Annotated in this window: 23 protein-coding genes (1 of these 23 running past the window's edge); 13 read left to right on the forward strand and 10 right to left on the reverse strand. The window is 73.4% G+C overall.

Features of this window, described 5'->3' with window-relative positions:
* From ACQP1S_RS16580 to ACQP1S_RS16590, 3 genes are all read left to right on the forward strand, one after another.
* Window positions 1-248 carry the end of a glycosyltransferase gene (locus tag ACQP1S_RS16580; protein ID WP_432896063.1) on the forward strand. 982 nt of this gene lie to the left of the window's left edge, so the window shows 248 of its 1,230 coding nt (coding positions 983-1,230); the start codon falls outside the window, past its left edge; the stop codon is at window positions 246-248.
* Window positions 249-259: 11 nt separating this feature from the next.
* The gene (locus ACQP1S_RS16585; protein ID WP_432896065.1) at window positions 260-400 is read left to right on the forward strand and encodes a hypothetical protein; all 141 of its coding nucleotides are present in this window, start codon (window positions 260-262) and stop codon (window positions 398-400) included.
* Window positions 401-813: 413 nt separating this feature from the next.
* Window positions 814-2,160: a DivIVA domain-containing protein gene (locus ACQP1S_RS16590; RefSeq protein WP_432896068.1), complete on the forward strand. Its 1,347-nt coding sequence runs from the start codon at window positions 814-816 to the stop codon at window positions 2,158-2,160.
* A gap of 343 nt (window positions 2,161-2,503) precedes the next feature.
* Here ACQP1S_RS16590 and ACQP1S_RS16595 read toward each other — a convergent pair whose 3' ends face one another.
* A complete protein-coding gene (locus tag ACQP1S_RS16595) occupies window positions 2,504-3,274 on the reverse strand; it encodes a nucleotidyltransferase domain-containing protein (RefSeq protein WP_432896071.1) in 771 nt (256 codons plus the stop codon).
* 128 nt (window positions 3,275-3,402) lie between these two features.
* Here ACQP1S_RS16595 and ACQP1S_RS16600 point away from each other — a divergent pair, with 128 nt between their 5' ends.
* Together ACQP1S_RS16600 and ACQP1S_RS16605 are read left to right on the forward strand one after the other, a co-directional pair.
* Window positions 3,403-4,374 (forward strand): helix-turn-helix domain-containing protein, encoded by a 972-nt coding sequence (locus ACQP1S_RS16600; RefSeq protein ID WP_432896074.1) that lies wholly within the window; start codon window positions 3,403-3,405, stop codon window positions 4,372-4,374.
* A 242-nt stretch (window positions 4,375-4,616) separates the two neighbouring features.
* The gene (locus tag ACQP1S_RS16605; protein WP_357899434.1) at window positions 4,617-5,567 is read left to right on the forward strand and encodes an alpha/beta fold hydrolase; all 951 of its coding nucleotides are present in this window, start codon (window positions 4,617-4,619) and stop codon (window positions 5,565-5,567) included.
* On the opposite strand, the gene fxsT is transcribed toward ACQP1S_RS16605, so the two are convergent.
* From fxsT to ACQP1S_RS16640, 7 genes are all read right to left on the reverse strand, one after another.
* Window positions 5,561-9,469: an FxSxx-COOH system tetratricopeptide repeat protein gene (gene fxsT / locus ACQP1S_RS16610; protein ID WP_432896077.1), complete on the reverse strand. Its 3,909-nt coding sequence runs from the start codon at window positions 9,467-9,469 to the stop codon at window positions 5,561-5,563. The genes ACQP1S_RS16605 and fxsT overlap by 7 nt on opposite strands.
* Complete coding sequence (locus ACQP1S_RS16615; RefSeq protein WP_432896080.1) at window positions 9,466-10,632, reverse strand: TIR-like protein FxsC; 1,167 nt, start codon at window positions 10,630-10,632, stop codon at window positions 9,466-9,468. The genes fxsT and ACQP1S_RS16615 overlap by 4 nt, the downstream gene beginning before the upstream one ends.
* Entirely contained in the window at window positions 10,619-11,299 is a 681-nt protein-coding gene (locus ACQP1S_RS16620; RefSeq protein ID WP_363668513.1) for a TIR-like protein FxsC, read from the reverse strand. Before ACQP1S_RS16620 ends, ACQP1S_RS16615 begins: the two co-directional genes overlap by 14 nt.
* Before the next feature lie 74 nt (window positions 11,300-11,373).
* Window positions 11,374-12,162, reverse strand: a complete 789-nt coding sequence (locus tag ACQP1S_RS16625; RefSeq protein WP_432896084.1) for an aminoglycoside N(3)-acetyltransferase — start codon at window positions 12,160-12,162, stop codon at window positions 11,374-11,376.
* Complete coding sequence (locus tag ACQP1S_RS16630) at window positions 12,159-14,438, reverse strand: FxsB family cyclophane-forming radical SAM/SPASM peptide maturase (protein WP_432896087.1); 2,280 nt, start codon at window positions 14,436-14,438, stop codon at window positions 12,159-12,161. Before ACQP1S_RS16630 ends, ACQP1S_RS16625 begins: the two co-directional genes overlap by 4 nt.
* A gap of 17 nt (window positions 14,439-14,455) precedes the next feature.
* Window positions 14,456-14,587, reverse strand: a complete 132-nt coding sequence (locus ACQP1S_RS16635) for a hypothetical protein (RefSeq protein ID WP_432896090.1) — start codon at window positions 14,585-14,587, stop codon at window positions 14,456-14,458.
* A 138-nt stretch (window positions 14,588-14,725) separates the two neighbouring features.
* Window positions 14,726-15,733 carry a DUF4231 domain-containing protein gene (locus tag ACQP1S_RS16640; RefSeq protein WP_432896093.1) on the reverse strand — a complete coding sequence of 336 codons (1,008 nt, stop codon included), beginning with the start codon at window positions 15,731-15,733 and terminating at the stop codon, window positions 14,726-14,728.
* Between the two features lie 344 nt (window positions 15,734-16,077).
* On the opposite strand from ACQP1S_RS16640, the gene ACQP1S_RS16645 reads away from it, so the two are divergent.
* The 7 genes from ACQP1S_RS16645 (at window position 16,078) to ACQP1S_RS16675 (ending at window position 23,624) form a co-directional block, all read left to right on the forward strand.
* The gene (locus ACQP1S_RS16645) at window positions 16,078-18,135 is read left to right on the forward strand and encodes a M4 family metallopeptidase (RefSeq protein WP_432896096.1); all 2,058 of its coding nucleotides are present in this window, start codon (window positions 16,078-16,080) and stop codon (window positions 18,133-18,135) included.
* A gap of 278 nt (window positions 18,136-18,413) precedes the next feature.
* Window positions 18,414-18,839 (forward strand): TOBE domain-containing protein, encoded by a 426-nt coding sequence (locus ACQP1S_RS16650; RefSeq protein ID WP_432896099.1) that lies wholly within the window; start codon window positions 18,414-18,416, stop codon window positions 18,837-18,839.
* Window positions 18,840-19,027: 188 nt separating this feature from the next.
* Complete coding sequence (gene modA, locus ACQP1S_RS16655; protein WP_432908083.1) at window positions 19,028-19,786, forward strand: molybdate ABC transporter substrate-binding protein; 759 nt, start codon at window positions 19,028-19,030, stop codon at window positions 19,784-19,786.
* Complete coding sequence (gene modB / locus ACQP1S_RS16660; protein ID WP_432896101.1) at window positions 19,783-20,592, forward strand: molybdate ABC transporter permease subunit; 810 nt, start codon at window positions 19,783-19,785, stop codon at window positions 20,590-20,592. The genes modA and modB overlap by 4 nt, the downstream gene beginning before the upstream one ends.
* Complete coding sequence (locus ACQP1S_RS16665) at window positions 20,574-21,650, forward strand: ABC transporter ATP-binding protein (protein ID WP_432908086.1); 1,077 nt, start codon at window positions 20,574-20,576, stop codon at window positions 21,648-21,650. Before modB ends, ACQP1S_RS16665 begins: the two co-directional genes overlap by 19 nt.
* Window positions 21,651-21,879: 229 nt before the next feature.
* Window positions 21,880-22,329 (forward strand): CBS domain-containing protein, encoded by a 450-nt coding sequence (locus ACQP1S_RS16670; RefSeq protein ID WP_432896104.1) that lies wholly within the window; start codon window positions 21,880-21,882, stop codon window positions 22,327-22,329.
* On the forward strand, window positions 22,326-23,624 hold the full coding sequence (locus tag ACQP1S_RS16675; RefSeq protein WP_432896107.1) for an SLC13 family permease: 1,299 nt from the start codon (window positions 22,326-22,328) through the stop codon (window positions 23,622-23,624). Before ACQP1S_RS16670 ends, ACQP1S_RS16675 begins: the two co-directional genes overlap by 4 nt.
* Here ACQP1S_RS16675 and ACQP1S_RS16680 read toward each other — a convergent pair.
* Window positions 23,606-24,958: a cation:proton antiporter gene (locus tag ACQP1S_RS16680; RefSeq protein WP_432896110.1), complete on the reverse strand. Its 1,353-nt coding sequence runs from the start codon at window positions 24,956-24,958 to the stop codon at window positions 23,606-23,608. The two genes, ACQP1S_RS16675 and ACQP1S_RS16680, sit on opposite strands and share 19 nt — an antisense overlap.
* A 90-nt stretch (window positions 24,959-25,048) precedes the next feature.
* Window positions 25,049-26,377, reverse strand: a complete 1,329-nt coding sequence (gene nhaA, locus ACQP1S_RS16685; RefSeq protein ID WP_432896113.1) for a Na+/H+ antiporter NhaA — start codon at window positions 26,375-26,377, stop codon at window positions 25,049-25,051.
* A gap of 281 nt (window positions 26,378-26,658) precedes the next feature.
* On the opposite strand from nhaA, the gene ACQP1S_RS16690 reads away from it, so the two are divergent.
* A complete protein-coding gene (locus ACQP1S_RS16690; protein ID WP_363668499.1) occupies window positions 26,659-26,787 on the forward strand; it encodes a hypothetical protein in 129 nt (42 codons plus the stop codon).
* Window position 26,788: the final 1 nt, after the last annotated feature.

Here is a 26,788-nt window from a genome sequence, read left to right on the forward strand (position 1 = left end):
GCCTGCTGCTGATGCTCGCCGGGCAGGCGTTCTGGGTCGCACTCGCGGCCTGGCGGTTGGGCCGTCCCCGGCTGCTGCTCTTCCTGCCGACGATCATCCTGACCGATCTGCTGTACCGGGTGGTCCTGGTGCATGCGCTGGTCAAGGCGATCCGCCAGCCCACCGTGGACCGCTGCGTCTGGTCCTCGCCGGGGCGCATCGCGCATCCCGGCGCCGGCCCGGCCGTGCCGATCCGAGCCGATACGTGAGGAGGTGAAACATGTCCGCGAGTCAGGATCTGCCGGTCACCGGCGCTCCGACGGCCGCCGTCGGTCTGATCGGCGCGCTCACCCTGGGGCTCGGTGCCCTACTGGTGACCGTCGCCCAGTGGGGTGCCAGGGCCCGTCGCCAGGACCGCTGAGCGCAGAGCGGTCGCCAGGATCACTGAGGTCAGGACCCCTGAGGTGCAGAGCGGTCGTCAGGACCGCTGAGCGCAGTGCCGTCGCCGGGCCCGCTGAACGCAGGCCGGCGCGGGAGTCCGCGCCCGGGCGGGGGCGCGTTCGACCACCGCGCCCCCGCAGCCGGTCACCCTGCCCACGGCGGTACCGCCAAGCCCGGCCGGAACGGTCGACGCCGCGGGAGGGGGTCAGCGACCGGACTGACGGGCGCACACCGCTGCGGCGGGGCAGCCCGTCGGCAAGGCCCGGATCGATGCGTGGACCCTGTCGGGGCCCGGTCACCCGCCACACCGGTCGCCGGTAGTGTTTCGCCCCATCGTGGCCCGCGGATTCGCCCACGCGGACCTGGGATCGCCGAGGAGCACGGAGGTTGGCTATGTCCACCGGGGAGGAGTCGTACGCGTCGCGCGACGACGGGACGTCACGGCCGAGCTTCGAGCTCGCGCTGCGCGGCTACGACAAGCGGCAGGTGGACCGGTACGTCGAACAGATGGACAGCGCCCTGTCGACGTTGACCGCCGACCGGGCGCAGGCTGCCGGCCAGATCCAGGGGCTGACCACGCACATCCAGCGGTTGCAGGCGGAGCTGACCGAGCTGCGCCAACGCCCGGCGCAGGTGGACCGGGCGTCCTTCCGTGACCTCGGCCCGATGGTGGACCAGATCCTCGCACTGGCCGAGAAGCAGGCCGCGGTGATCACGGACTCCGCTGCCCAGCGCGCGAACCAGCTCCAGGGTGAGGCGGAGAAGACGCTGGCCGAGGCCCGGGACCGGACCGCGCAGGCGCTGCGGGACCTGGACGAGGAGTTGTCCGCCCGGCGCGACGAGCAGGCGAAGACGTACGAGGAGCGCCGGGCGGCGGCCGACGCCGAACTGGCCGAGATCCGGGAGCGGGCCGAGAAGCTACGGGCCGAGGGGGAAGCCACCCACGAGCGGGCCCAGCAGGAGGCGAAGCGGATCAGCGAGCAGACCGCGAAGCAGATCACCCAGACCCGGGCCGCCTCCGAGGCGTTGACCAAGGCCGCCCGTACCCAGATCCAGCAGGAGATCCAGGCGGCCCGGACCCAGAGCCAGCAGGAGCTGGCCCAGTGGCAGGCCACCGTGGAGCGGGAGGTCGGCGAGCGACGCGCCGCCGCCGAGCAGGAGTTGGCCGAGCAGCGGGCGGCTGCGGAGCAGGAGCTGACCAATCAGCACAGCGCCGCCGAGCAGCAGATCGCCGCGCTGATCGCCGAGGCGCAGCAGTACGCCACGGAGGTCCGCCAGCGGGCCGACGAGCAGGCCAGCGGCCACCAGGAGCAGTTGGCCACGGTGCAGCGGGAGATCGCGGAGCGGCAGAAGGCCCGCGCCGAGGTGCAGGGTGAGTTGGAGACCGCCCGCGCGCAGCTGGCCGAGATCCAGCAGGAGGGCGACACCACCGAGCAGGAACTGGTGCGTACCCGGAAGCGGTTGGAGGAGGTCCGGCGCGACCTGACCGCGGAGAGCCGACGGTTGGACGAGGCCCGGCAGGCTGCCGAGAGTGTGGAGCGGCACGCCAAGGACGTGCGGGCCCGGGTGCAGCGGGAGGCCAAGCGGGTCGCCGACCTGGCCGCCGCCGCCGTGATGGCGGCTGCCGCCGGGGGCGGGGAGACCGCCGAGTATCCGATGCTGCCGGCCCGGCAGGCCGCCGAGCCTCCGGCCGACGCGACCACCGCACCGCCGGCCGGCAAGGTGCCGACCAACGCCTGACGGGTGCCGGACGGCCCGGGGCAAGTCGCTGTGCTCCGGGCCGGGGCACCGGCGTCGACATCAACGCCGTGTTCACGGCCGCCGCCCGACGACGCGCGGTCGAAATCGCCGTGGCCGACCGGGTCCGTCTCGTGCACGACGAGGCCGCCGGGTACCGCCACCCCGCGCCGGTCGCCGTCGCGGGGTGTCACGCCACCGTCCGGGACGACTTCGACGACCTGCCCGGGTTGGTCCGCCGGGTCCAGGCGCACGGGCGGGACGTGGCCGAGATGGTCCTCGCCGATCAGGACAGCTGGGGCCGCTACGCCGCGGCGCACTGGCTCACCGCCGCCCCGGTGGCCGGTCAGCCGGCAACGATCTCGTCCAGTATCTGCTGCTGGAAGGCGCGGGCCTCGGTGGCGGTCGGGGCCGGCCCGCCGCTGCGGGCGTGCACGCAGCGGCGCACCAGCTCCGGGCCCCGGCCGAGGGCGATCACCCGGCGACCGGCGGCGACCTTCGACAACCAGTCGCCGTCGTGGACCCGAACCAGGGCGCGGCAGGCGCCCAGGACCGCCTCCTCGGTGCCGGGGGCGGGGCCGTTGCCGGGCGGGGCGGGCCGGGCCAGCCACCACCGCAGCGCCGCCACCAACAGCTCCCGCAGCTCACCCGGGGCCAGGTCGGCGAAGACCTCGCCGGCGGGCGGCCCGACCAACGGGTGCCCCCGCTGGTGCAGGATGCTGCGGTCCAGGCCGTACCAGAAATGGCCGTCGGCGGCGGGCCGCTCGGCCGGCGTGAGGGTGACCCGCGACGGCATCCGTGCCCCGGTGTTGAGTTCCACCTCGAAACCCGGCTCGGGGGTGCCCGAGCCGGCCACCGCCCGCGAGTAGGCCACCAGTTCCAGGCCGCGCGCCGGGCAGGGCAGCGCCTCGTGTCGCAGCCGAGCCACCAGTTCGTGCCGGGTCCGCCAGGGCAGCGGGTCCCGGCAGACCAGCGCCACGTCGACGTCGCTGCGGCCCGGCTGGTAGGCGTCCAGCGCCACCGAGCCGGCGGCGTAGACGCCGACCAGCTCCGGCCCGAGCACCTCCCGGGCGGTGATGACCAGGTCGGCGAGGTAGCGGCGTACGGCGGGATCCATGACTGTCATCCTGCCCGCCCGCCGGCGGGGCGTGGCGCGCCCGGCCGCGTCGGAGTCGGTCGTCGGACGCCTCTGGCGCGGATGCCGTCGGTGGGACAGACTTGAGGCCCGACACCGAGGACGGGGGCATGGATAGTTCCACACAGGACGATGCGGCGGCGGTATTCTTGCGGGAACTGACCCACTGGCGTCACCAGCGGGGAATGTCCAAGAAGGAACTGGCCGAGCGCACCGGCTTCGACCCGTCGTACGTCAGTCACATCGAGAACGGGCGGCATCAGCCCACCGAGGAGTTCGCCCGCCGGGTCGAGCTGGTGCTGGACAGCGGCAACCGGATCTGGCAGCAGTACGTCGCCTTCGCCGACACCCGGGGTCAGGCGGGCCGCCGTTCCCCGCTCGGGCCGACCGCGGTCCCGCCACCCACCGGTTCGCACCTGGTGATCGAGGACGAGCAGGCCACGCTCTCCCTGGTCGACGGGGTGTACGAGTGCCGGTTCCGGCGGGTGCTGCACAGCGTGGGCACCGAGCCGATCACCCGGCACACCGTGCAGATCGACATCGACCGGTTCCCCGACGACCCGGCCCGGTCCACCGCCTTCCACAGCCACCACCCGCTCACCATCGACGAGGTGGGTTTCCGGGCCACCATCGGCGCCGAACAGGCGGAACCGATGCGATGGCGGGTCAGTCGCAGCCGGGACGCCTTCCTGAAGATCGTGCTGTTGCTCGACGGTGGGGGCACCCCGATGCCGCTCTACCCGGGGCAGCGCACCGTCGTCGACTACGCGTACCGGGTGCCGGCGTGGAAGTTCGGCGACTGGTTGCAGCGCGACATCCGGTTGCCCACCCGCAACCTGGTGATCCGGCTCGACTTTCCGGCCGAGACCGGTCCCACGGTCTGGGGCAGCGAGACCTCGTTCACCTCCGAGACCACCGTCGAGGTGCACCCGGACCGCCGGGAACGGCAGGGGCGGGTCGCGTACGAGTGGGTGGTGTCCCGGCCCCGGCTGCGCGCCCAGTACCGGGTCGACTGGCGCTACGCCGACCCGCGCGCCGCGTTGGTCGACGCCCCGACGGACATCCGACCGTTGGCCTGCTGAGCGCGGTCGGCGGGCCGGCCCGACGGCCGGGGTGACCCATCGGCGGCCAGTCTGGAAGTTCCGGCCGGACTGGCCGACAGGTGTCGTTTCCGACAGATCCGGCCCGTTGTTCGGGCTCGGCATAGCGGTGCGGCGGGCCCGACCGTTAGGCTCGAAGGCTGAGCGGGGCCGACGGAACCATCGTAGTCGTTCGATGCAACTGGCGAGTACTGGCTGGTAGTGGCACTGGAAGGCAGGCTGCAGTGACCCGAGAAGGTGAGCCTGGGCCGCGATACGCCCACCGCGCGGACAACAAGCGGGTGGCGTACGAGGAGTCCGGTGCTCCCGACGGGTTCCCTGTCTTCCTGATGCACGGCACCCCCGGCAGCCGGCGGGGGCCGAAACCCCGGGGGATCGTGCTCTACCGGATGGGCATCCGGTTGATCGCCTACGACCGTCCCGGCTACGGCGACTCCGACCGGTTCGAGGGCCGGGACGTGGCCGACGCCGCGCGGGACGTGGAGACCATCGCCGACGAACTCCGACTCGACCGGTTCGCGGTGGCCGGACGGTCCGGGGGCGGACCGCACGCGCTGGCCTGCGCCGCCGACGAACGTCTGCGCGGTCGGGTGAGCCGGGTGGCGGTGCTGGTCAGCTTCGCACCGTCGGAGGCCATCGGGCTGGACTGGTTCGACGGCATGAACCGCGACAACCAGCGCGGCTTCGGCGACGGTCGGCACGACACCGAGATCGTGGTCGAGGAGATCCGGCAGCGGGCCGCCCGGGCGGCGGAGGACCCCCGGTTCCTGCTGCGGGAACTGATGACGCAGATGGGTCCACCGGACCGCCGGGCGATCAACGACGCGGCACTGCGCGGGATCATCTTCGACACCTACCAGGAGGCGCTGCGGGCCGGCCCGTACGGCTGGATCGACGACGTGCTGGCGTTGCGCCGCGACTGGAAGTTCGACCTCGACGCCATCGACACCACGCGCACCCCGGTGCGGCTGTGGCACGGTGAGGACGACACCTTCGCCCCGGCCAGCCACGGCCGTTGGTTGGCAGCCCGGATCCCCGGGGCCGAGATCGAGGTGCAGCCCGGCGCGGCCCACTTCGACGCCATGCAGCAGCTCCCGCGCATGCTGCGCTGGCTCGGCGACGGGCAGGCCCCGACGGGCGCCGACGTGCTCATCGGCGCCCGGCCCGGTCAGTAGGGGTGCGGGTCGAGGACCCGACGCACGTACCGTCCGGCGCGGAGCACCACCACGCTCGGGTGCTCCTGCCCGATCCGGTCGGCGAGCCGGTCGGCCAGTCGCATCCGTCCGATGCTGACCGCTCCCCCGGTCGCCGCCTGTCGGGCGGTTTCCAGGTTGCCCAGGCTGCGCAGGGTGTCCGGGTGCTCGGTGCCCAACACCGCCGTCAACCGGTCCACCACCGCCTGCAACCGGGCGAGCCCCTCCTGGTCCTGGCCGCTGAGGATGGCGAAGACGGCGGCGTTGTTGTCCGCGCCCATGCTGAACGGGTGCTCGGGCCCGAGCACCTCCCGTAGCCCGTCCGCCGCGGACACCGTGAGCGCGTACGCCTCGGCCTGGTCACCGATGTCCCACAGCGCCACCCCCCGGTTGAGCTGGCACACCAGGGTGTAGGGGTGCTGCGCCCCGAACACCTGGGCGAGCGTCTGCTGCACCTCGTCCAACTCCGCGCGGGCCTGCGCCCCCTGGCCTTCGAGCATCAGGTTGGCCGTCCGGCTCAACCGGCTGAGCAGCGTGTCCGGGTTGGTCGCCCCCAGGGTGGACCGCAGCCGCGTGTAGGCGTCGTCGAGCAGCCGGCCCGCGTCGGCGATCCGACCGGTGCTGCGCAGCGACGTGGCGAGGTTGGTCTGGCTGATCAGCAGCTCGCGGAACTGCTCACCGAAGAGCCGGCGGTAACCCTCGATCACGTCCTCCAGCAAGGCCACCGAGCCCTGGTAGTCGCCGGTCTCCCGCAGGTCGCGCGCGTAGTTGCCGGCCGAGAGCAGGGTACGCGGGTGATCGGGGCCGAGAACCACCCGCAACCGACGGTAGGTGGACTCGTCCGTGTCGAGGGCCCGCACGAACTCACCGGCCAGCCGGTAGGAGGCGGCCAGGTTGTTGGCCGCGTTGAGGGTACGGCGGTGGTCCTCGCCGAACACCTCCACCGACGCCCCGTGGGTGCGCAGGTCGCGCTCCAACGCCGCCCGGTAGCGGCCCAGGGCCCGCAGGTCCGCCGCGTACCCCCCGGCGGTCATCAGCGTGTACGGGTGGCTCCCGCCGATCAGCTCCTCCTGCTGACGCAGGGTGTCCTCGTCGAGCGCCAGGGCCTGCGCGAACCGGCCGAGGCTGCGCAGCAGGTTGGCCCGGTTGAAGCGCAGGTTGAGCAGTTGGACGCGGAGCGCCCGGTGCGCGCCCGGGTCCGAGGAGAGACCGTCGAGCATCGTCGTCCAGGTCTCGTCCGCCTCCCGGGCGTACTGCGCGCCCTGCTCGAAGCCGCCGTTGAGGAAGATGTACCGGACCCGGTCGATGACCAACTGCCGGACGGTGTCGTCGTGACAGGACACCGCGTCCGACCCGTCCAGGTGCGGCCACAGGTGCCGGTAGCGGGCCTGGAAGCCCGGGTCGTCCACCTCACCAGAGGGGCGGGAACCCGCGAGGATCCGGTGCACGTCGTGCTTGACCTCGGCCAGCTCCCGCTCGGACATCCGGGACCGCAGCGCCGCCTGGAGCAGCCGGTGGATCTGGACCCGCTGGGCGTGCAGGTCCACCTTGATCAACGCGAGCCGGTTGATCCGCTGGACCAGCGCCGCGGCGATGTCCCGTTCCGACACCCGGTCGGTGACCTGCGCGGCGACCAACGGATCGTGCGGGGCGATGACCTTCGCCACCTGATCGCCGTAGAGCAGTTCGAGGGCGATGTCGGGGGCCAGCACCGAGCCGAGCTGCAGCAGCCGGTAGGCGCCCGGGGACTGGTCACGCAGACCCTCCAGCGAGCGGCCCCACACGTCGCTGTCCGGGCCGGTGCGGGCCAGACCGGCCAGGTAGGTGGCGACCGAGTCGGGGCTCTCCGCCAGCCACGCGCCCGCCAGCGCCACCAGGATCGGCACGTCCTCCACCGCCTCGGCGACCTGCTGTGCCTCGGCGACCGTCATGCCCCGACGGCTGGTCCGACCGATCAGGTGGGTGATGCTCTCACCCCGCTGGAAGGCGTCCACGTCGACCGCCCGGGCCAGGTCACCCCAGTCCGGGTTGCGGGTGGTCACCAGCACGTGCCCCTCGCCCTGGGGAAGGTAGTCCTTGACCTGTTCGTACTGGTCGACGTTGTCGAAGACGATCAGCCAGCGTCGCGGGGGTTCGTCGACGCCCCGACGGCCGACGTGGCTGAGCCAGTCCCGCACCGCCCGGGTGTTGTCCGGCACGTTCTGCAGGTCCGGCAGGCCGAGCCGCCGGCCGAGGTCGGCGAAGCGGACGTCGATGAACTGCGCCGGGTCCGCATCCACCCACCAGACGACGTCGTACGCGCCGTGGAAACGATAGGCGTACTCGGTGGCCAGCTGGGTCTTGCCGATGCCCGCACCGCCCCGCAGCGCCACCGGGACCCGCTCCCGCGCCGCCGTCTTCAACTCCTCCCGCAACGCCAGCAGCAGCTGGTCCCGGCCGGTGAACCGGACGTTACGCGCCGGGGCGTAGAAGACCAGCGGCTCGACGCCCGGGTACCGGGTGGCCGGCACGGGCCGGTCACGCCCGTCGGTGGGCCGGCCGACCAGCTCCCACACCTGCTCGGCCGCGGCTGCGGCACCCCGCTCGTAGACGCTGGCCCAACTGCCGGGTGGGGTGTCCACCGACGGGGTGGTGTCGTCCAGGTGCAGCGCGAGCGCGGGCGAACCCGCCTGCCGGACGGCCCCGCCGAGCGCCCGGCGGGCGGCCAGGTAGGACCGGGAGACCAGATGCAGCTCGCGGGAGGCCGCGCCGGCCGGCAGCGTCGCCGGGGCACCCAGCGGGGTGGCCAGCACCCGCAGGTCGACGGCGTGCAGGGCGGACTGCACCCACTCCGCCCAGGCCTGGTCCTCCGGCACGTACCGCAGCACGATCAGCTCGTCGACGATCACCGGTTTGCGTTCGAAACGCTGGATCGTCTGCCGTCGCAGCCCGTCGTCCATCCGGGGCAGCCCGACGACGGCGCCACCGGTGATGTGCCGGGTCAACGCCTCGTACGCCGACAGCAGGCCCCGGCTGCCCGGCACGTCGCCGAAGGTCGCCAGGGTCTCCTCGTACGCGTAGTACGCCCGGTAGGGCACCTCGACGGAGAGCCAGTAGTCCTGCCGTTCCAGCTCGGTCATGCCGCTGGGCAGCCCGACGAACCGCTGCATGGCCAGGGCCCGGCCGGCGTCGGTCTTGGTCTTCTCCCCCTCGTCGACGCGCATCGGCACCGGCAGCACCCGGCGGGCCCGCCGACCCTCGTAGCCGCGGACCCGGGCGGCGACCGTGGCGGCGCCGTCGATGCCCTGGTCGCTGAGGGTGAAGCAGTCGACCAGCATGTCCGGCAGGTGGATGGTGCAGATCTCCGCGACGTCGCTGATGCCGGTACGGCTGTCGATCAGGGCGTAGTCGTAGTGCCGCTTCATGTCCGCGCGCAGCGCGTCGAAGAACTGCGCCCCGCCGAGGCGGTTGTAGAAGTTCTCCCAGTTCAGCCCGGTGACGCTGGTCGCGTAGTCGGGGTTGTGCCGGCCGGCGAGCAGCAGGTCCAGGGTGCCGCCGCCGGGGAAGTCCCAGCCTACCGAGAAGGCGTACTTGTGGACCCGGGCGTACTGGCGGTGCCAGTCGCCGGGGCGGGTGTCACGGCCGGCCTGCCGACGGCGGGCGTTCTCCCACTCGTACTCCAGGATCAGGTCCATCACCCCGCCGGTGGAGGCGACCTGCTCGGGGTCGAGGAACGGCGCGAAGAACCGGTGCAGACCGGGGGATTCCAGGTCCCAGTCGGCGACGAGCACCCGATGGCCGTTCGCGGCGAGGATCCAGGCGGTGTTGGCCAACGCCATGGTGCGACCGGTGCCACCCTTGTACGAGTAGAAGGTGACGACCTGGCCGTCGCGGGGTGGAGTCATCGTTCTGCCTTCCCTCGCCGTGCGTCGAACGGTCCGGCCGATCCCAGGCTCGGCTTCGGATCGTGCGGGCCCTCCGGCGGATCGACCGGACCGTGCCGGAGGAATTGTTTACGCGCCTCGGTGACCAGCAGCGGGGCGCAGCGCTCGAATTCGTCGATGGTGCGCACCGGCAGCACCCGGGGAAACCGGGCGTCCTGCAAGGTACCGGCGATCTCCTCGGGTGTCGGCTCGCCACGCGCGTGGTCGGCGGCGATGACGAGCGGGACCACCCACTGCGGCAACCCGTCGAGCGCGGCACGGGCGGCCGCCACCCCGACGCCGGCGTCCACCAGCACCACCGCGGGGCTGCTGGCGGCCCGGTCCCGGGCCTCGGCCAGCTCGACCACCCGGGTGGGCAGACCCAGCCGCTCGGCCGTCGCGGTCACGTAGTCGGCGACCGCCAACTGGTGCTGGTCGCCGTAGGGCCGCCAGGGCGCCCGCTCGGCGGTGAGGGTGGTGACCACCAGCGCGGTGCCCGGCCCGTCGGGTATCGGACGGCTGGTCAGCGCCGCCGCCCGGGACCGGGCGAGCGGTTCGGTCTCGGTCACCGTGACGATCCGGTCGGCCAGGGCCGCGAGCAGGCTGAGGTACTGCGTGCGGTAGGCGCTCAGCTTGCACAACGCCCGTAGCCCGTTGTCGGCGTAGTCGGCGCGGTCGTCGGGGTCGCGCACCAGTTCCAGCGCCTGGACGGTCTCGGGGCGGTCCTCCCAGGACGGCAGCGGCATCCAGAGCACCGGCAGCACGTGGCGTTCGGCCCGGCCCACCGCCAGCCGGGCCAGCCGGCTGCGGAAGGACTCCCGTTCGCCGAGCGCCCAGGCGTTGCGGAAGTAGTTCGGTGAGTAGAGCGGCACGAAGACGTGCGCGAGGCTCAAGGCGTCGGTCAGCGTCCGTCTCAGGTCGGCACCGAGGTTGACCTGGCCGTCGAAGAATCCCACCTCGATCTCCGCCGCCCGGCGGGGATGATCCCGGACCGCCCTGGCGAGGTCGTGGAAGAACTGGCCGACCCAGTAGTCGGTGTCCGGCCGGGCCGCGTCGGACAGCGGGACGGAGTGCGCGTAGCTGAGGAAGAAGTAGGTCTCCTGACCGACGACTCCCGCCGGGGAGGGGGTGTCAGACCAGGTCATGCCCGTCCTCCTCGAACCGGTCGCGCAGCTGCCGCAGGTCGGTCGGCACGGCCGCCTCGACCCAGTGCGTGCGGTACGCCCGGGCGATCCGCTGGGCCAGTCGCCAGACCACCGCGTCGTAGGCGTCCTTGCCGTTGCGACCGAGGCTGAGTAGGCCGTAGATGCCCTCGTCGTGGTACTGCGGCGCGATGTCCGAGGGTAACCGGGTGGGGGCGAACATCTGCCGCCGCGACACGACGTCGGGCACCTGCCGGCGATCCACCACCGACCAGTTGACCGGGATCACCGAGGTCTCCCCCACCGACGGTTCGGCGTCCGGGCGGGGTACCGCCCGCCGCCGGGTGAAGGCGTCCCACTCCCGGGCACACCACTGGCTGCGCAGATACTGCGGTGAGATCAGCGGAATGAAGACCTGGCAGTGGCCGGCGGCGAAGGCGAGATCGTCGGTCCACAACTGCCCTCCGTCGAGCATCCGGTCCATGAAGCCCGCCGTCCGTCCCGGGCCCAGGCCGAGCAGCTCGACGACGTGGTCGGAGAGGTCGACGAAGAGCTGGAAGACCTTCTGGTTGGTGTCCCGTGGGGGTGCCGCCACCCGGTTGCGGGTGCGGGCATAGCTGAGGAAGAACACGGGGGCGCTCTCGTCCTCCCAGAACTGTTCCTCCGCCACCCACCACTCCCGCCCGGCGTCGCCGCTCCCGGCCGACCACAGTATCGACAGCGACCAACCCCGCGCTGTCTTCTTTACGCCAGTCGGTGCTCATCCATCCATCCCCGGGCGACGTCGACGGCGTGCCGCAGCCGGACACAGTGGCTCCCGGCGGAGCCCACCGGACCGGAGCGGACCGACCCGTGCGCCACCACGGCCGCGCCGATCAGCGGGAAGTCGCTGTCGTCCAGGTGCGGGGCCTGGAAGTCGCGGCGCATCCGCCCGCCCGCCGGGTCGCGGACGTAGCACCGGTACGCCCGTCGCGGGGCGGGCCGGCGGCACCGGTACTCGGCGAGGTGGAACGCGGTGCACACCGACCAGTCGACGCCCAGCAGCAGCACCAGGGCGTCGGCGGCGTACAGCGCGCCCAGGGGGGACCGGTCGCCGAGGTGGCAGTCCAGGTCGTGCCGCGCGGTCAGGGTGGCGGCGGTCGGGCCGAGGGCGGCGAACGAGGTCTGCGGGTGGGCGCTGCGTCGGGCGTCGGCCTGCCGGCGGACGTGTTCGGCGAACGCCCCCATCCCCTGTGCCGGGCTGCGCGCCGGGTCGAACGGCTCGATGGCCGCCTCGACGGCGGCGGCCCGGGCCGGGGTCAGCCCCACCGTGGCGGCCCGGAACGCCGGTGAGGTCACCGAGTTGCCGGCGGTCTGCGTCGGCACGACCACGGTGCCGTCGTCGCCGAGGGCGTCGCGCAACGCCGCGAGGAGGGTGGCCGGGCCGCCCGGGACGGGCCGGACCCGGGACAGCGCGCAGTGCACCAGCACGGTCGCGCCGGCCGGCAGTCCGAGCGCCCGCAGGTCGGCGGCGAGGGCGGACCGCCCGCTCACCGCCAGTCGTCCAGGGTGGCGCGCATCCGCCGGACGAAGCGCTCGCCGTCGGCGGTGAGGCTGCCCAGGTCGAGCAGCGCGTCGACCGCCCCGTCGGTCCAGTCCCGGTAGCGCCGGAAGTGCGCGGCCGCCTCGACGCCGGGTCGGTGCCGCCACACGTCGGCGACGCCGAGGTGGGCGTAGACGCCGTGCAGCGCGCCCTCCACCGGGCGGGGATCGTCGCGCCAGGGCACCCGCAGCCGCCGGGCGTCGGCGGGGTCGAACAGCTCGCAGACGTCGAGGACCGCGTCGAGCTTGAGGTGCTGCACCTCGTGGACGAGCAGCACCGCCAGCGCGGCGTCGTCGGCGACCGGGGTGACGGCGACCGCCCCGAACGCGGACCGGGCGGCGGCGCTGCGGGACCGGCCGGACGGGTCGGGTCGCAGCGGCACCACGGCACGCAGCAGGGCGCGGACGCCGACGGCGTAGCCGACGGCCTCGGCGTCGAGGCGGTGCACCGCCCGCTGCACCTGGGCCGTCCACCGGTCGGCGACCGCCGGGGTGAGCCGGGCCGCCACCGGCAGGTCGAAGCAGTCGCGGTACGGGTCGGTGTCCTCCAGCAGGACGGCCCCGTCGCCGGTGTGGGCCGCCCGGGTGGGCTGCCACCGGTCGGGGTTGGGCCCCAGGGCCGGTCGGACCCGGACCCGACGCCGGCCGGCCCGCAGCTCGACCGCTCCGCCGGAGACGACGACGGGCACGGTGTCGACGCCGGCATCGACGATGATCGTGCCGAGCGTCGGCAGGTGCACCGCGCCGGACCGCACCGGCAGCACGAGGTCGGCGTCGACGCCGGCACGTACCGCGGCGGCGACGGCGACGGCGGCGAGGTGCGGCAGCTCACCGGTCTCCCCGGCCCGGCACCGCTGCGCCCACCGCCGGACGAAGGGGTGACTCAGCACGGTGTGCACGGCGTCCGGCGCGGACACGTCCAGGTCCACCAGGAGGTGCCAACCGGCTGCCGCGACCGGGTCGGCGGTGGCGGCGGGGCTGAGCGCGACCGTCAGGGCGCGGGCGATGCCGAGGTGGACGGCGGCGAGTTGACCCACCGACTCCGCACTCCCCCGGCCGGAGCCGAGGTCGTCCAGGACTGCGGGCGGCAGCGAGTCGGCCGAGGGGGCCGGCGCCGGGCCGGCGGGCGCTGCCGTCGCGCGGACCAACGCGGCCAGGTCGGCGCAGTAGGCCGACGGGTTGTCGAAGCCACTGCCCGAGCGGTAGCGGTGGGCGAAGAGCCCACCGCCGCACCGACGCACCAACGGGCAGGACCGGCAGGTCGCGCAGAGGCCGGCCAGACCGGACTGCCGGACCGCGATGCCGGGATGGGCCGCCGCCTCGTCGACGGGGTGGCGGAACACGTCCAGGCCGGTGGCGGCGGCCCCGTGGAAGGCGGACTTGAGCGAGTCGACCTGTTCGAAGGTGCCGTCGGTCTCCACCACGACCAGGTCGGCCGGGGCGAGCCCGACCGCCTCGGTGCCGGTGCTGCCGCCGGCAGCGGTGGCCAGCAGGGACTCCAGCAGCCGGATCGGCACCGGCCGCCCGTCGGCCAGCCAACGCCGGTGGATCGTCAACAGCCAGTCCGCGTACGGGGTGGCGACCCCGTCGGGGCGGGCGGGCGGCCGGTCCCAGTTGGCGTGCGGCAGCAGGAAGTCGATCCGGGGCGGTTCCTCGGCGAGCAGCGCCTGGTAGACCCGGATCGGGTCGTTGGCCAGGTCGACGGTGCACAGCAGTCCGGCGTAGGCGCTGCGGTATTCGGGTCGACGCAGCAGGGCCAGCGCGCGCCGCACCTGGTCGTGGCTGCTCGCGCCGCTGGCGTACCGACGGTGCCGGTCGTTGGCCGACCGGTCGCCGTCGAGCGAGATGCCCACCCTGATGTCGTGGGCGACGAGGACGTCGGCGATCTCGGGGCTGAGCAGCACGCCGTTGGACTGCATCCGCAGGTCGAGTCGGGCGACCGGCGCGACGGCCCGACGCAGGGTGTCGGCGGTGGCGGCGAGCCGGGCCGCGCCGGCGAGCAGCGGTTCGCCGCCGTGCAGGACCACCCGGACGGTGTCGAGCCGGTGGGTGGCGGCGTGCTCGGCGATCCGCCGCGCGGTGGCCTCGACCGTGTCGGGCGTCATCAACCGGGGCTGACGACGCCACGACTGGTCGGGGTGTTCGTACACGTAGCAGTGGTCACAGGACAGATCGCACCGGCTGGTCAGCTTGAGGACGTACTGACTGAGCGGGGCGACCGGGGGCACGGGGGGCGTCGACCAGGTCAGACTGTCGAGCCGAAGGACGCGACCTCGACCCGGGTCGGGTGTGCCGCCCGACGGTCGTCGATGCGGGCCACGGCGTCGGCCCGGTCGACCGGGATCTGACCGAGTGGCGTGCGCCGCACGTCGCTCATCGGTGCCGGGAACGGATCGGACAGGCGTTGGGTGCGGTCCACGTCGGGCCCCATTCTGTGTCGGGAGTGGACGGGCGTCCGTGCACGTCGACGGGCAACCACGGATATCGATGATGCTAACCGCCACAGCGCGTCATGTCACTGCTGCGCAGCGCCATCTTCCTCGATCATCTTGGCCATCCAGGCCGCGTTGGACTGGGCGATGATCCGTTCAGCCTCGGCCACGAGCGCGTCGTCGTCGGCCCAGCCCAGCCCGGCCGCCCGGGTCATCCGCAACCGGGTCAGCTGATCGGCCGTCCGGGCGTACTCCAGGTGCTGCTGCTCGTAACGCTGGACCGCGCCGTAACCGACCAAAGCGGTGGTGACCACCGCGACCACCCCCACCCAGGCGGTCAGGCCCCACCCGTCGCCGAGCACCCCGGCGGCGGCGGAGAGCAGGGCGGCCAGGACGGTCAGCGCGGTCGCGGCCCGGCCGATCCGGGTGGCGGCCCGGCCGGCCCGCCGCGCGGCCGGCAGGTAGTAGCCGTCGACCTGCCGCTGCACCCGCTCGACGAGGTAGCTCGGCACGTCGGACACGGGCGGCAGCGGACGGTCCACCGACGCCACGTCGAGGGTGGGCCCGACCAGGTCGCCGCCGTCGGCCAGGAGCAGGTCGTAGCGACGCAGCAGGACGGCGTCGGCATCGGCATCGGCGTACGGGGTGACGCGGGCGAGGTAGCGGTGCAGTTCCGCCTTCAGCGCCTCGGAGATCGCGCGGAACCGGGTCCAGGCGGCCACCGCGTCCCGGGACGCCGCGCGGCCGGCCACCGGCACCAGCAGGAGCGACGCGGCGGCGACGAGCGCCAGCAGCCGGCCGGCGGTGGGCGCGGGCTCGGCCAGTCGGGCCGAGGCGGTGCTGGCGACGGCGGCGGTGGCGGTGAACACGGCGACCAGCCGTCGCCCCCGGGTGATCCGTCGCTTCGCCCGATGGGCGGCCTGCGACCAGGCGCCCTGTCCCCGCCAGACCTGGGCGGCGGTGAGGGTTCCGTCGATGTCCGGCACAGCCGCATGGTAGGCGATCGGCGCCATCCGACTCGTGCCCGCCAGGCCGAGCACGACGGACATGACGACGTTGTCGTACTGCTGGTCGACCGGGTGTATGCGCATCGGCCGCGCGTTCCGGCGAAAACGATCAACTGGGACGGCCGACCGGAGAGGATCCCGTAGGGATCACCTGTTCAGAGCGGGGTGTGCGACCGTCGTTCATCGATGGGAAACAGAGGTTTCGGCATCTCTGACAGATGGTTGCCCGGGTCAACCCATTGATATGGGTGCGTGCCCGTGTGATCGTGCCCCCAGCAGTCGCCAACCCCCGGCGACGCGACGGACAGTCACCCCCACCGGGCCCGCCGGCAGCCCGGAGACCGCCCGTCGCCGCCATGCCTCAGCGCAGCATCGGCGCGCGACCCCACCGGGCCTCACCGCGCCGCCCGAGAACAGGAGCACCCCCCTTGAAGCTCTCACCCCGCCTCGTCGCGCTCTCCGGCGCAGTCGCGGCCGGCCTGATCGCCGCGGGCACCACCGCAGCGGTACAGGCCGCGCCGGCACACCCCGTCCCGAACCCGGCCCAGGCCCGCGCCGCCGCCGTCGGCGCGGCCAGCTCGCTGGTCGCCAGCCGACCCGGTTACCTGCACGCCAGCGCCAACGACGCGTTCGTGCAGCGCCCGGTCATCTCCTCCGAGGGCATCCAGTACGTACCGTACGAACGCACCTACAAGGGCCTGGCCGTCGTCGGCGGCGACTTCGTCCTGGCGACCACGTCGACCGGCGAGGTCACCTACGCCTCCGTCGCCCAGCAGCAGAGCATCGGCGAGCTGTCCACCACCCCGAAGCTCACCGCCGCCACGGCCGAGCGGACCGCCCGCGCCCAACTGCGGAAGGTCACCGGCGTCAAAGGCACCACGCTGGTCGTGCACACCCTCGGCGCCCGGCCCGCGCTGGCCTGGGAGACCACCGTCACCGGCACCGGCAGCGACGGTCCCAGCCGACTGACCGTCGACGTGGACGCCGTCACCGGCGCGGTGCTGGGCACCCAGGAGCACGTCGTCCGGGGCACCGGCACCGGGGCGTGGAACGGCCCGGTCACCCTGAACACCACCCAGTCGGGCAGCACCTACTCGCTCAAGGACCCGACCGTCACCAACCAGAGCTGCCAGGACGCCGCGAACAACACCACGTTCTCCGGTCCGGACGACGTCTGGGGCAACGGCACCGGCACCAGCAAGGAGACCGGCTGCGTCGACGCGCTGTTCTCGGCGCAGACCGAGCACAAGATGCTGTCGCAGTGGCTGGGCCGCAACGGCGCGAACGGCAGCGGCGGCGCGTGGCCGATCCGGGTCGGCCTCAACGACCAGAACGCCTACTACGACGGCAGCCAGGTGCAGATCGGCAAGAACACCGCCGGGCAGTGGATCGGCTCGCTCGACGTGGTGGCGCACGAGATCGGCCACGGCATCGACGACACCACCCCCGGCGGCATCTCCCGGGGTAACACCCAGGAGTTCGTCGCCGACACCTTCGGCGCGGCCACCGAGTGGTTCGCCAACGAGCCGGCCAGCTACGACGCGCCGGACTTCCTGGTCGGCGAGAAGATCAACCTGGTCGGCAGCGGCCCGATCCGCAACATGTACAACCCGTCCGCGCTCGGCGACGCCAACTGCTACTCCAGCAGCATCCCGAGCCAGGAGGTGCACGCGGCAGCCGGCCCCGGCAACCACTGGTTCTACCTGCTGGCCATGGGCAGCAACCCGACCAACGGCCAGCCGACCAGCCCGACCTGCAACAGCAGCACGGTGACCGGCCTGGGCATCCAGAAGGCCATCAAGATCATGTACAACGCGATGCTGCTCAAGACGACCAGCTCGTCGTACCTGAAGTACCGCACCTGGACGCTGCAGGCCGCCAAGGCCCTCTACCCGGGCAGCTGCACCGAGTTCAACACGGTCAAGGCCGCCTGGGACGCGGTGAGCCTGCCCGCGCAGTCCGCCGACCCGACCTGCACCACCGGCACCCCGACCCCCACCCCGACCGCCACCTCGACCCCGACGCCGACCCCGGGCGGCTGCTCGGGGCAGAAGCTGACCAACTCCGGCTTCGAGTCCGGCACCACCGGCTGGACCGCCTCCTCGGGCGTCATCACCAGCTCGGCCAGCCAGGCCGCGCACGGTGGCTCGTACAAGGCGTGGCTGGACGGGTACGGCTCGACCCACACCGACACCGTCACCCAGTCGGTGAGCATCCCCGCCGGTTGCCGGGCCACCCTCTCCTTCTGGCTGCACATCGACACGGCCGAGTCGGGCAGCACGGCGTACGACAAGCTGACCGTCAAGGCCGGCAGCACCACCCTGGCGACGTACTCCAACGTCAACGCGGCGAGCGGGTACGTGCAGCGCAGCTTTGACGTCTCCGCGCTGGCCGGCACCACCGCCACCATCTCGTTCAGCGGAGTCGAGGACAGCAGCCTGCAGACGTCCTTCGTGGTGGACGACACCGCGCTCACCCTGAGCTGACCCACCCCTGCCGGCAGCGGCCGGCCGTCGCACCCGCGACGGCCGGCCGTCGGCGTCTCGGCCCCGCCCGGGAGCCCGCGATGTGCCTGCCCCGAGCTGCGGCGGGCCCACGATCCGGCTCGGTGATCTCCGATCGTCTCGTTCGCGCGACCTCGCCCGGCCCGGTGCGGCGAGCCGCCAGGTAGCCGCACATGCGACCAACCAACGGCTTCGACCCTTGCTTCCGCAAGTGACCCACCCGCCTTCCACCGGCAACTGCGAGTGGTTAGGGTGACCGGGTGAGCGTGTTCCGGATCAGTGAGGCCGCCGAGCTGCTCGGCGTCAGCGCCGACACCGTGCGACGCTGGGTCGACGCCGGCCGGCTGCCCGCCCACCGGGACGCCCACGGGCACCGGCTCGTCGACGGCGTGGAACTGGCCGCCTTCGTCCGCGCCCAGTCCGTCGGCCCTGACGAGGGGGCCGAGTTCTCCTCGGCCCGCAACCGGCTGCGCGGGATCGTCACCGCCGTCGTCCGGGACACCGTGATGGCCCAGGTCGACATCCAGGCCGGGCCGTTCCGGATCGTCTCGCTGATGAGCCGCGAGGCGGTCGACGAGTTGGGACTCCAGGTCGGCTCGGTGGCCGTCGCGGTGATCAAGTCGACCACCGTCGTGGTGGAGCGACCTGCGCCCACCGGCCCGGCCAGGGGAAGGATCCCGCAGTGACCCACCCCGCCGCCGGCCCGGCCTCCCTCCCCCGCCACGCCACCGCCGGCCCCACCGACAGCACCCCCGCCGACACCAGCCCCACCGACACCAGCCCCACCGCCGGGGCTGCCGGGGCCGGCCCGGCCGGCCGCTTGCACCGGCTCGGCGGCGGCGCGGCCGGCCGACGGGTCCGCACCGTCGTCGGCCTGCTCGCCACGGCCGCCCTCGCCTTGGCCGGATGTGGGGTCGACCGCACCGGTCCGGCTGACGACGGCGGCCCGACCGGCACGGTGACCGTCTTCGCCGCCGCGTCGCTGACCGAGTCGTTCACCGCCCTCGGCCGACGGTTCGAGGCGGACCACCCGGGCAGCACGGTCACCTTCAACTTCGCCGGCAGCTCCGCGCTGGCCACCCAGATCACCCAGGGTGCGCCCGCCGACGTCTTCGCCTCCGCCGCCCCGAGGAACATGGCCACCGTCACCGACGCCGGTCACGCCGCCGGCACCCCCACCGTCTTCGCCCGCAACCAGCTGGTCATCGCCGTACCCGAGGGCAATCCGCAGCGGCTCGCCGGACTGGCCGACCTCGCCCGGCCCGGGCTGAAGGTCGCCCTCTGCGCCACCCAGGTGCCGTGCGGGGCGGCGGCGACCACCGCCCTGGACGCGGCCGGCGTCCGGGTCACCCCGGTCACCCTCGAACAGGACGTCAAGGGCGCGCTGGCCAAGGTGAAGCTCGGCGAGGTCGACGCCGCCCTGGTCTACCGCACCGACACCCGCGCGGCCGACCGGGAGATCGACGGTATCGATTTCCCGGAGGCCACGCGGACCGTCAACGACTACCCGATCGTGGTGCTGGCCGACGCGCCGAACCCGACGGCCGCCCGTGCCTTCGTCGCGCTGGTCCGTTCCGCGGCCGGCCGGACGGTCCTCACCGACGCCGGGTTCCAGCCCCCGTCGGGGCCGTGACCGCCCCCGCCCGCCGACGCGGCACCGGTCAACGGGTGCCGGTCGCGCTGCTCGTACCGGCCGCGCTCGGGGTGCTGTTCCTGGTGCTGCCGCTGGGCGGCCTGCTGCTGCGGACGCCGTGGACGTCGCTGGCGCCACGTCTCGCCGCGCCCGGCGTGCTCACCGCGCTGCGGTTGTCCGTCCAGTGCGCCACCCTCGCCACGCTGCTCTGCCTCGCGCTGGGCGTACCCCTGGCCTGGTTGCTGGCCCGGGTCGAGTTCCCCGGGCGGCGGTGGGTCCGGGCGCTGGTCACCGTGCCGCTGGTGCTGCCGCCGGTGGTCGGCGGGGTGGCCCTGCTGCTGGTCTTCGGCCGGCGCGGACCGGTCGGCGGCTGGCTCGACGCCACCTTCGGCGTCACCCTGCCGTTCACCACCACCGGTGTGGTGCTCGCCGAGGCGTTCGTGGCGATGCCGTTCCTGATCATCGCGGTGGAGGGGGCGCTGCGCGGCGCCGACCACCGCTACGAGGAGGCCGCCGCGACCCTCGGCGCGGGCCGGTGGACCACCTTCACCCGGATCACCCTCCCGCTGGTCGCCCCGGGCGTCGCCGCCGGTGCGGTGCTGTGCTGGGCCCGCGCGCTCGGCGAGTTCGGCGCGACCATCACCTTCGCCGGCAACTATCCGGGCCGCACCCAGACCATGCCGCTCGCGGTCTACCTGGCCCTGGAGACCGATGTGGAGGCCGCCGTCGTGCTCAGCCTGGTGCTGCTGACCGTCTCGGTGCTGATCCTCGCCGGGCTGCGCGACCGCTGGATCACCGGCCCGTGACCGGCCCGCTGCTGGACGGGCACCTGGTCGTCGACCGGGCCGGCTTCCGGCTGGACGTCCGGCTACGTGTCGCCGCCGGTGAGGTGGTCGCGCTGCTCGGCCCGAACGGCGCCGGCAAGACCACCGCGCTGCGTACCCTCGCCGGGCTGCACCCGCTCACCGCCGGGTGGCTGCGCCTGGACGGGGTGGAACTGGACCGCCCGGCCGCGCGGTCGTTCGTGCGGCCCGAGCGACGACCGGTCGGCGTGGTGTTCCAGGACTACCTGCTCTTCCCGCACCTGACCGCCCGGGACAACGTCGCCTTCGGCCCACGCCGGCAGGGGCTGCCCCGGCGGGCCGCCCGGGAGCGGGCCACCGACTGGCTGGGCCGGGTCGGCCTGACCGCGCACGCCGGGCGTCGACCCCGGCAACTCTCCGGCGGGCAGGCCCAGCGGGTCGCCCTGGCCCGGGCGCTCGCCGTGCAACCGACCCTGCTGCTGCTCGACGAGCCGCTGGCCGCGCTCGACGCGCGCACCCGACTGGACACCCGGGCCCACCTGCACCGCCACCTCACCGACCACGCCGGGGCAGCCGTGCTGGTCACCCACGATCCACTGGACGCGCTGGCGCTGGCCGACCGGCTGGTCATCGTCGAGGACGGTCGGGTGGTCCAGGAGGGCGACGCCGGCACGGTCACCACCCGGCCGCGCACCGACTACGTGGCCCGGCTGGTCGGGCTCAACCTGCACCGGGGCCGGGCCGAGGGCCGGCTCGTCCACCTCGCCGACGGGTGCGCCGTGCCGACCACCGACCGGCTCGACGGCGACGCCTTCGTGGTCTTCCCGCCCACCGCCGTCACCCTTCACCCGGAGCGGTCCGACGGCGACGCCCCGCACACCTGGCCGGCCACCGTCGCCGGGGTGCACCGGCACGGGGACCACCTGCGGGTGCAGCTCACCGGGCCGGTCAGCACCGTCGCCGACGTCACCCCGGCCGTCGCCGCCGGGCTGCGGCTGCTCCCCGGGCAGCAGGTCTGGGCGACCGTCCAGGTCGCCGCGACGCGCGTCTACCCGGTCTGAGTGGCATCCCGGTCGGCGGTCGTGCCATCTCCCGCCGACCGGGGCGTGCGACAGCCGGCCGGCGGGGCGACGAGCGGTGCCGGAAGAAAGCTGGCTTCGGCCTTCGGCCTTCGGGCGAGGTGCCGGCTCCTGTCCACCGGCGCATCTCGTACTAGGGTGACGGCAGGTGTGCCGGGAAGACTGGTCGGCGTGCGGTAGCCCGTGCCCGAAACACCTTCGAGGAGTCACCGTGCGCGCCAAGGACCTGGCGGTGCCATTCCCCACGATCGCCGTCGAAGCCCCGGTGCTGGAGGCTGCCCGGCTGCTCGCCGGGCACAACCTGCCCGGGCTGATCGTCGTCGACGCCGCCGGTCGGCCCGTCGCGGTGCTGCCGGGCACCCAGGTGCTGCGCCTGGTCATCCCCGGCTACTGCCGGGAGGATCCGACGCTGGCCCGGATGATCGACGAGCCGTCGGCGGACGTGTTCCTGCGGGGGGCCGAGGGTCGTACCGTGGCCGACCTGCTGCCTCGTGAGCGGCTCGAACCGCCTGTGGTCGACCCGCAGGCCACCGTCCTGGAGGTTGCTGCGGTGATGGCCCAGAAACGCAGCCCACTTGTCGCGGTCGCCCCCCGGGGTGCGGCGATGACGGGCGGCATCACCCTGGACGCCCTGCTCGACCGGATGCTAGGCACGGCGTGAGCGGCCTGGCCTGGACGGCGGTGGCCGTCTTCACCGTCGCGTACGTGCTGATCGCCACCGAGAAGATCCACCGGGTGGCCGCCGCGCTCGGCGGCGCGGCGGTGATGTTCCTGATCGGGGCCACCGACACCGAGCACGCCTTCTTCTCCGAGCAGTCCGGCATCGACTGGAACGTCATCTTCCTGCTCGTCGGCATGATGCTCATCGTCGCGGTGCTCAAACGCACCGGCGCTTTCGAGTACGTCGCCGTGTGGGCGGCCAAGCGCGCCCAGGGGCGACCGTTCCGAGTGATGGTGATCCTGGTGCTGATCACCGCCGTCGCCTCGGCGGCCCTGGACAACGTCACCACCGTGCTGCTCATCGCCCCGGTGACCTTCCTGGTGTGCGAACGCCTGGACGTGCCGGCGGTGCCGTTCCTCATCGCCGAGGCGATGGCGTCGAACATCGGCGGCACCGCCACCCTGGTCGGTGACCCGCCGAACATCATCATCGGCAGCCGGGGCGGGCTGAGCTACAACGACTTCCTGATCCACCTCGCCCCGCTGGTGGTGCTGCTGCTGGTGGTCTTCCTGGGCCTGTGCCGGGTGCTGTTCCGGCGGTCGTTCCGCTACGACCCCACCCGCGCCGCGCAGATCGCCGCGTTGCGGGAGAAGGACGCGGTCCGCGACCCTCGACTGCTCGTCCTCGGGCTGTTGGTGCTCGGCGTGGTGACCGCCGCGTTCGTCCTGCACACCACCCTGCACCTCGAACCGGCGGTGGTCGCCCTGCTCGGCGGGCTGCTGCTGCTCGCGCTGTCCCGGCTGGACGCCGGGGAGGTCAGCCGGGACGTCGAGTGGCCCACCCTGGTCTTCTTCGCCGGCCTGTTCATCATGGTCGGCGCGCTGGTCAACACGGGGGTGGTGGAGCAGATCTCCCGGGCCGCGATCGACGCCACCGCCGACCGGCTACTGCCCGCCACGATGGTGCTGCTGTGGGGGTCGGCCGCGCTGTCGGCGATCGTGGACAACATCCCGTATGTGGCCACCATGAGTCCGGTCGTCGCCGACCTGGTCAACGCCGACGGCGACACCGCCCAGTCCCGGGTGCTCTGGTGGGCCCTGGCCCTCGGCGCCGACCTGGGTGGCAACGCCACCGCCGTCGGCGCGTCCGCCAACGTCGTGGTGCTGGGGCTGGCCGAACGCGCCGGGCAGCGGATCACCTTCTGGCAGTTCACCCGGTACGGGCTGGTGGTGACCCTGGTCATGGTGGGGCTGGCCATGCCGTACCTGTGGCTGCGCTACTTCGTGCTGGCCTGACCGTCGTCGGTGCCGCCGGGCCGGTCGACCCCGTCGCCGGCCCGGCGATCCGCGCCGCCCGGCCGGCGGGCCCCGTCGGCGGACCCCGACCGGGTGGCGACCGGGGAGCGACCGGTCCGGCGCAGCTGGTGCAGCACCCCGTGCCACGCCGGTGCCTCCCGGGCATCGTCGAAGGCGCGCGCCACCACCACGTCGGTGGAGGAGTGCGCCAGGATCGAAGTGACGATGGTCAGCGCGACCAGGTGGAACACCTTGTCACCGGCGGCGATGCCGGACTCCAGGACCAGCAGCCCGTAGACGACCGAGGCGAACCCCTTGGGTCCGAACCACATCGCGGCGGCCTGTTCGCGCAGGCTCAGCCCGGAGCGCAGGAAGGAGATCCACAACGCGAGCGGACGGGCCACCACGATCGCCAGCACCGCGAAGACCCAGCCGGCCCAGGAGATCTCGCCGAGGAACTCCACCGAGATCAACGCGCCGAACACCAGCAGCGCGGCCAGTTTCAGCAGCTCGGCGATATTTTCCCCGAGGTGTTCGAACGCGGCCCGTTCCCGGGGGCCGAACGTGGCCACGGTGATCCCGGCGGCGAACGCGGCCAGGAACAGGTTGCCGTGCGTGACCTTGCCCAGCGCCAGTACGAGCAGACCGATGGCGACCCCGTTGAGCGGCGCGTACGCCGCCGACGCGGCGAACCACCGGGTCCGCTCCAACGCGATCGCCGCCAGCGGCACCAGCACGCCGATCAGCAGCCCCACCGCCAACTCGGTGCCCAACTCCCCCAGGTGCAGGTCGTCGGAGCCGGCCGCGACCGCGAGCAGCACCACCACGAACGGCAGCGCCAAGCCGTCGTTGACGCCGGACTCGACGTTGAGCAGGTGCCGCAGCCGGGCCGGGACCTTGTCGTTGCCGACCAGCGCGGCGGCGAACACCGGGTCGGTGGGCGCCAGGATCGCACCGATCAGCAACGCCTCCGGCCAGTCCAGCCCGGCCACGTAGTGCGCCAGCACCGCCGTCACCAGCAGGGTCAGTGGCAGGCCCCAGCCCAGCGCCCGGCCCGGCAGCCGCCACGCCGCGCGCAGGTCGGCCCAGCCGACCCGCATCCCGTCGGTGAACAGCACCGCGAACAGCGCCAGCTCGGCCAGTTGCGCCACGATCGGCGAGTCGGCCCGCAGGTGCAGGACACCGCCGGTGTCCGCACCGAGCAGGAACCCGGCGACCAGGAACAGCGCCGCGGTAGACAGGATCGTCCGGTGGGCCAGCGCGGACACCAACACCGCGGCGAGCAGGACGGCGGCGAAGCAGAGCAGCAGCACGGCGAGACCTTCCGGGGGCACGGACCAGCGCGGTGCCGACCAGACTTCCCGGCGCTCCTCGGATCGCCGTGATCATAGCGGCCGGGCGCCGGCGCCGGCCCGGTGGTCGGGTCACCGCCCGGCGGGCCGCTCCGCTTCCGACTCGAAGACGTCCGGCACGCCGTCCCGGTCCAGGTCGATGCTCTCCGCCTCGTGCACCCGCCGGTAGACGCGTCCCCGGACCCGCAGGATGACGCTGGCCAGCAGCGCCGACAGCAGCGAGCCGGCGAGCACGGCGATCTTGGCGTGGTCGTCGCGCGCACTGCCCAGGCCGAAGGCGAGTTCCCCGATCAGCAGCGAGACGGTGAAACCGATGCCGCCGAGCAGCGCGAGACCGAGCACGTCGAGCCAGTTGAGGCCCTCGTCGAGGTCGGCGCGGGTGAACCGGGACACCAACCAGGTCGCGGCCAGGATGCCGACCGGCTTGCCGATGATCAGACCGACGACGATGCCGACCGCGACCCGGTCGGTCAAGGCGGTGGCCAGCCCGGCGAGGCCGCCGACGGTGACGCCGGCGGAGAGGAACGCGAAGAGCGGAACGGCGATCCCGGCGGAGATCGGCCGGACCCGGTGCTCGAAGTGTTCGGCCAGGCCGGGGCCGGCGTTCGGGCCACCGGCCGCCGCGCTGCGGACCACCGGGACGGTGAAGGCGAGCAGCACGCCGGCCACCGTGGCGTGCACACCCGACTCGTGGACCAGCACCCAGGTGAGGGCCGCCAGGGGCAGCAGCAGCCACCAGGACCGGACGCGGCGCTGCACCAGGAACGCGAAGGCGGCGAGCGGCAGCAGCGCGCCCAGCAGCGGGGCGACGGACAGGTCCGAGGTGTAGAAGACCGCGATGATCATGATGGCGAGCAGGTCGTCGACCACCGCCAGGGTGAGCAGGAAGGTGCGCAGCGCGGACGGCAGGAACCGGCCCACCACGGCGAGCACCGCCAGCGCGAAGGCGATGTCGGTGGCGGTCGGGATGGCCCAGCCCCGACCCGCGCCGTCACCCGCCCCCACGACGATCACGGAGTAGAGGACGGCGGGCACGACCACCCCGCCGACGGCCGCCGCCACCGGCACCGCGGCCCGGCGGGGGTCACGCAGGTCACCGGCGACGAACTCGCGTTTGAGCTCCAGACCGGCGACGAAGAAGAAGACGGCCAGCAGGCCGTCGGCGGCCCAGGTGGCGAGGCTGAGATCCAGGTGCAGCGCCGCCGGGCCGACGGTGTGGTCCCGCAGCGCCTGGTACCCCCCCGACCAGGGGGAGTTGGACCAGATCAACGCGATGAGGGCCCCACCGAGCAGGAGTGCCCCGCCGACGGTCTCCTTGCGGAGGATGGCGGTGATGCGGCTGGTCTCGCCCCACGAACGGCGGGCGAACAGGCTGGTACGGCGCCGGTCGGCGTCGGTCACGGAAACTCCTCGTCGGCAGGGGTCGCGTCATCCATCGCCGACCAGACTTCCCGGCACACCAGGGGCAACCCTACCCGCCCGATTGGCCGATCATCCCGGGACGGACCACCTGATCAGGCTGCCGATCCTCGCGCATCCGGGTGGTCCGCTCTCGATCGGCGGGTGGCCGGAGCCGATCGGCCACGGTTGCCGCCGATAGGCGACTCAGCACTGGGCAGCGGTCCCGACCGGGCCGACCGTGGAGGCAGCGTAACGGGAATCCGATTCGGGAGGTTTGCCTCGTGGACCCAGAGACCACCGACGACACCGACTACCTCGTCGCCACCGCCGCCGAGGACGACGACCCGGAGAGCCTGACCGGGGACGAGGCCGACCTCGATCCCGCCGCCGTGCCCGACGAGGAGGGGTGAG

Source organism: Micromonospora matsumotoense (assembly GCF_050951065.1).
Taxonomy (GTDB): Bacteria; Actinomycetota; Actinomycetes; order Mycobacteriales; family Micromonosporaceae; genus Micromonospora; species Micromonospora matsumotoensis.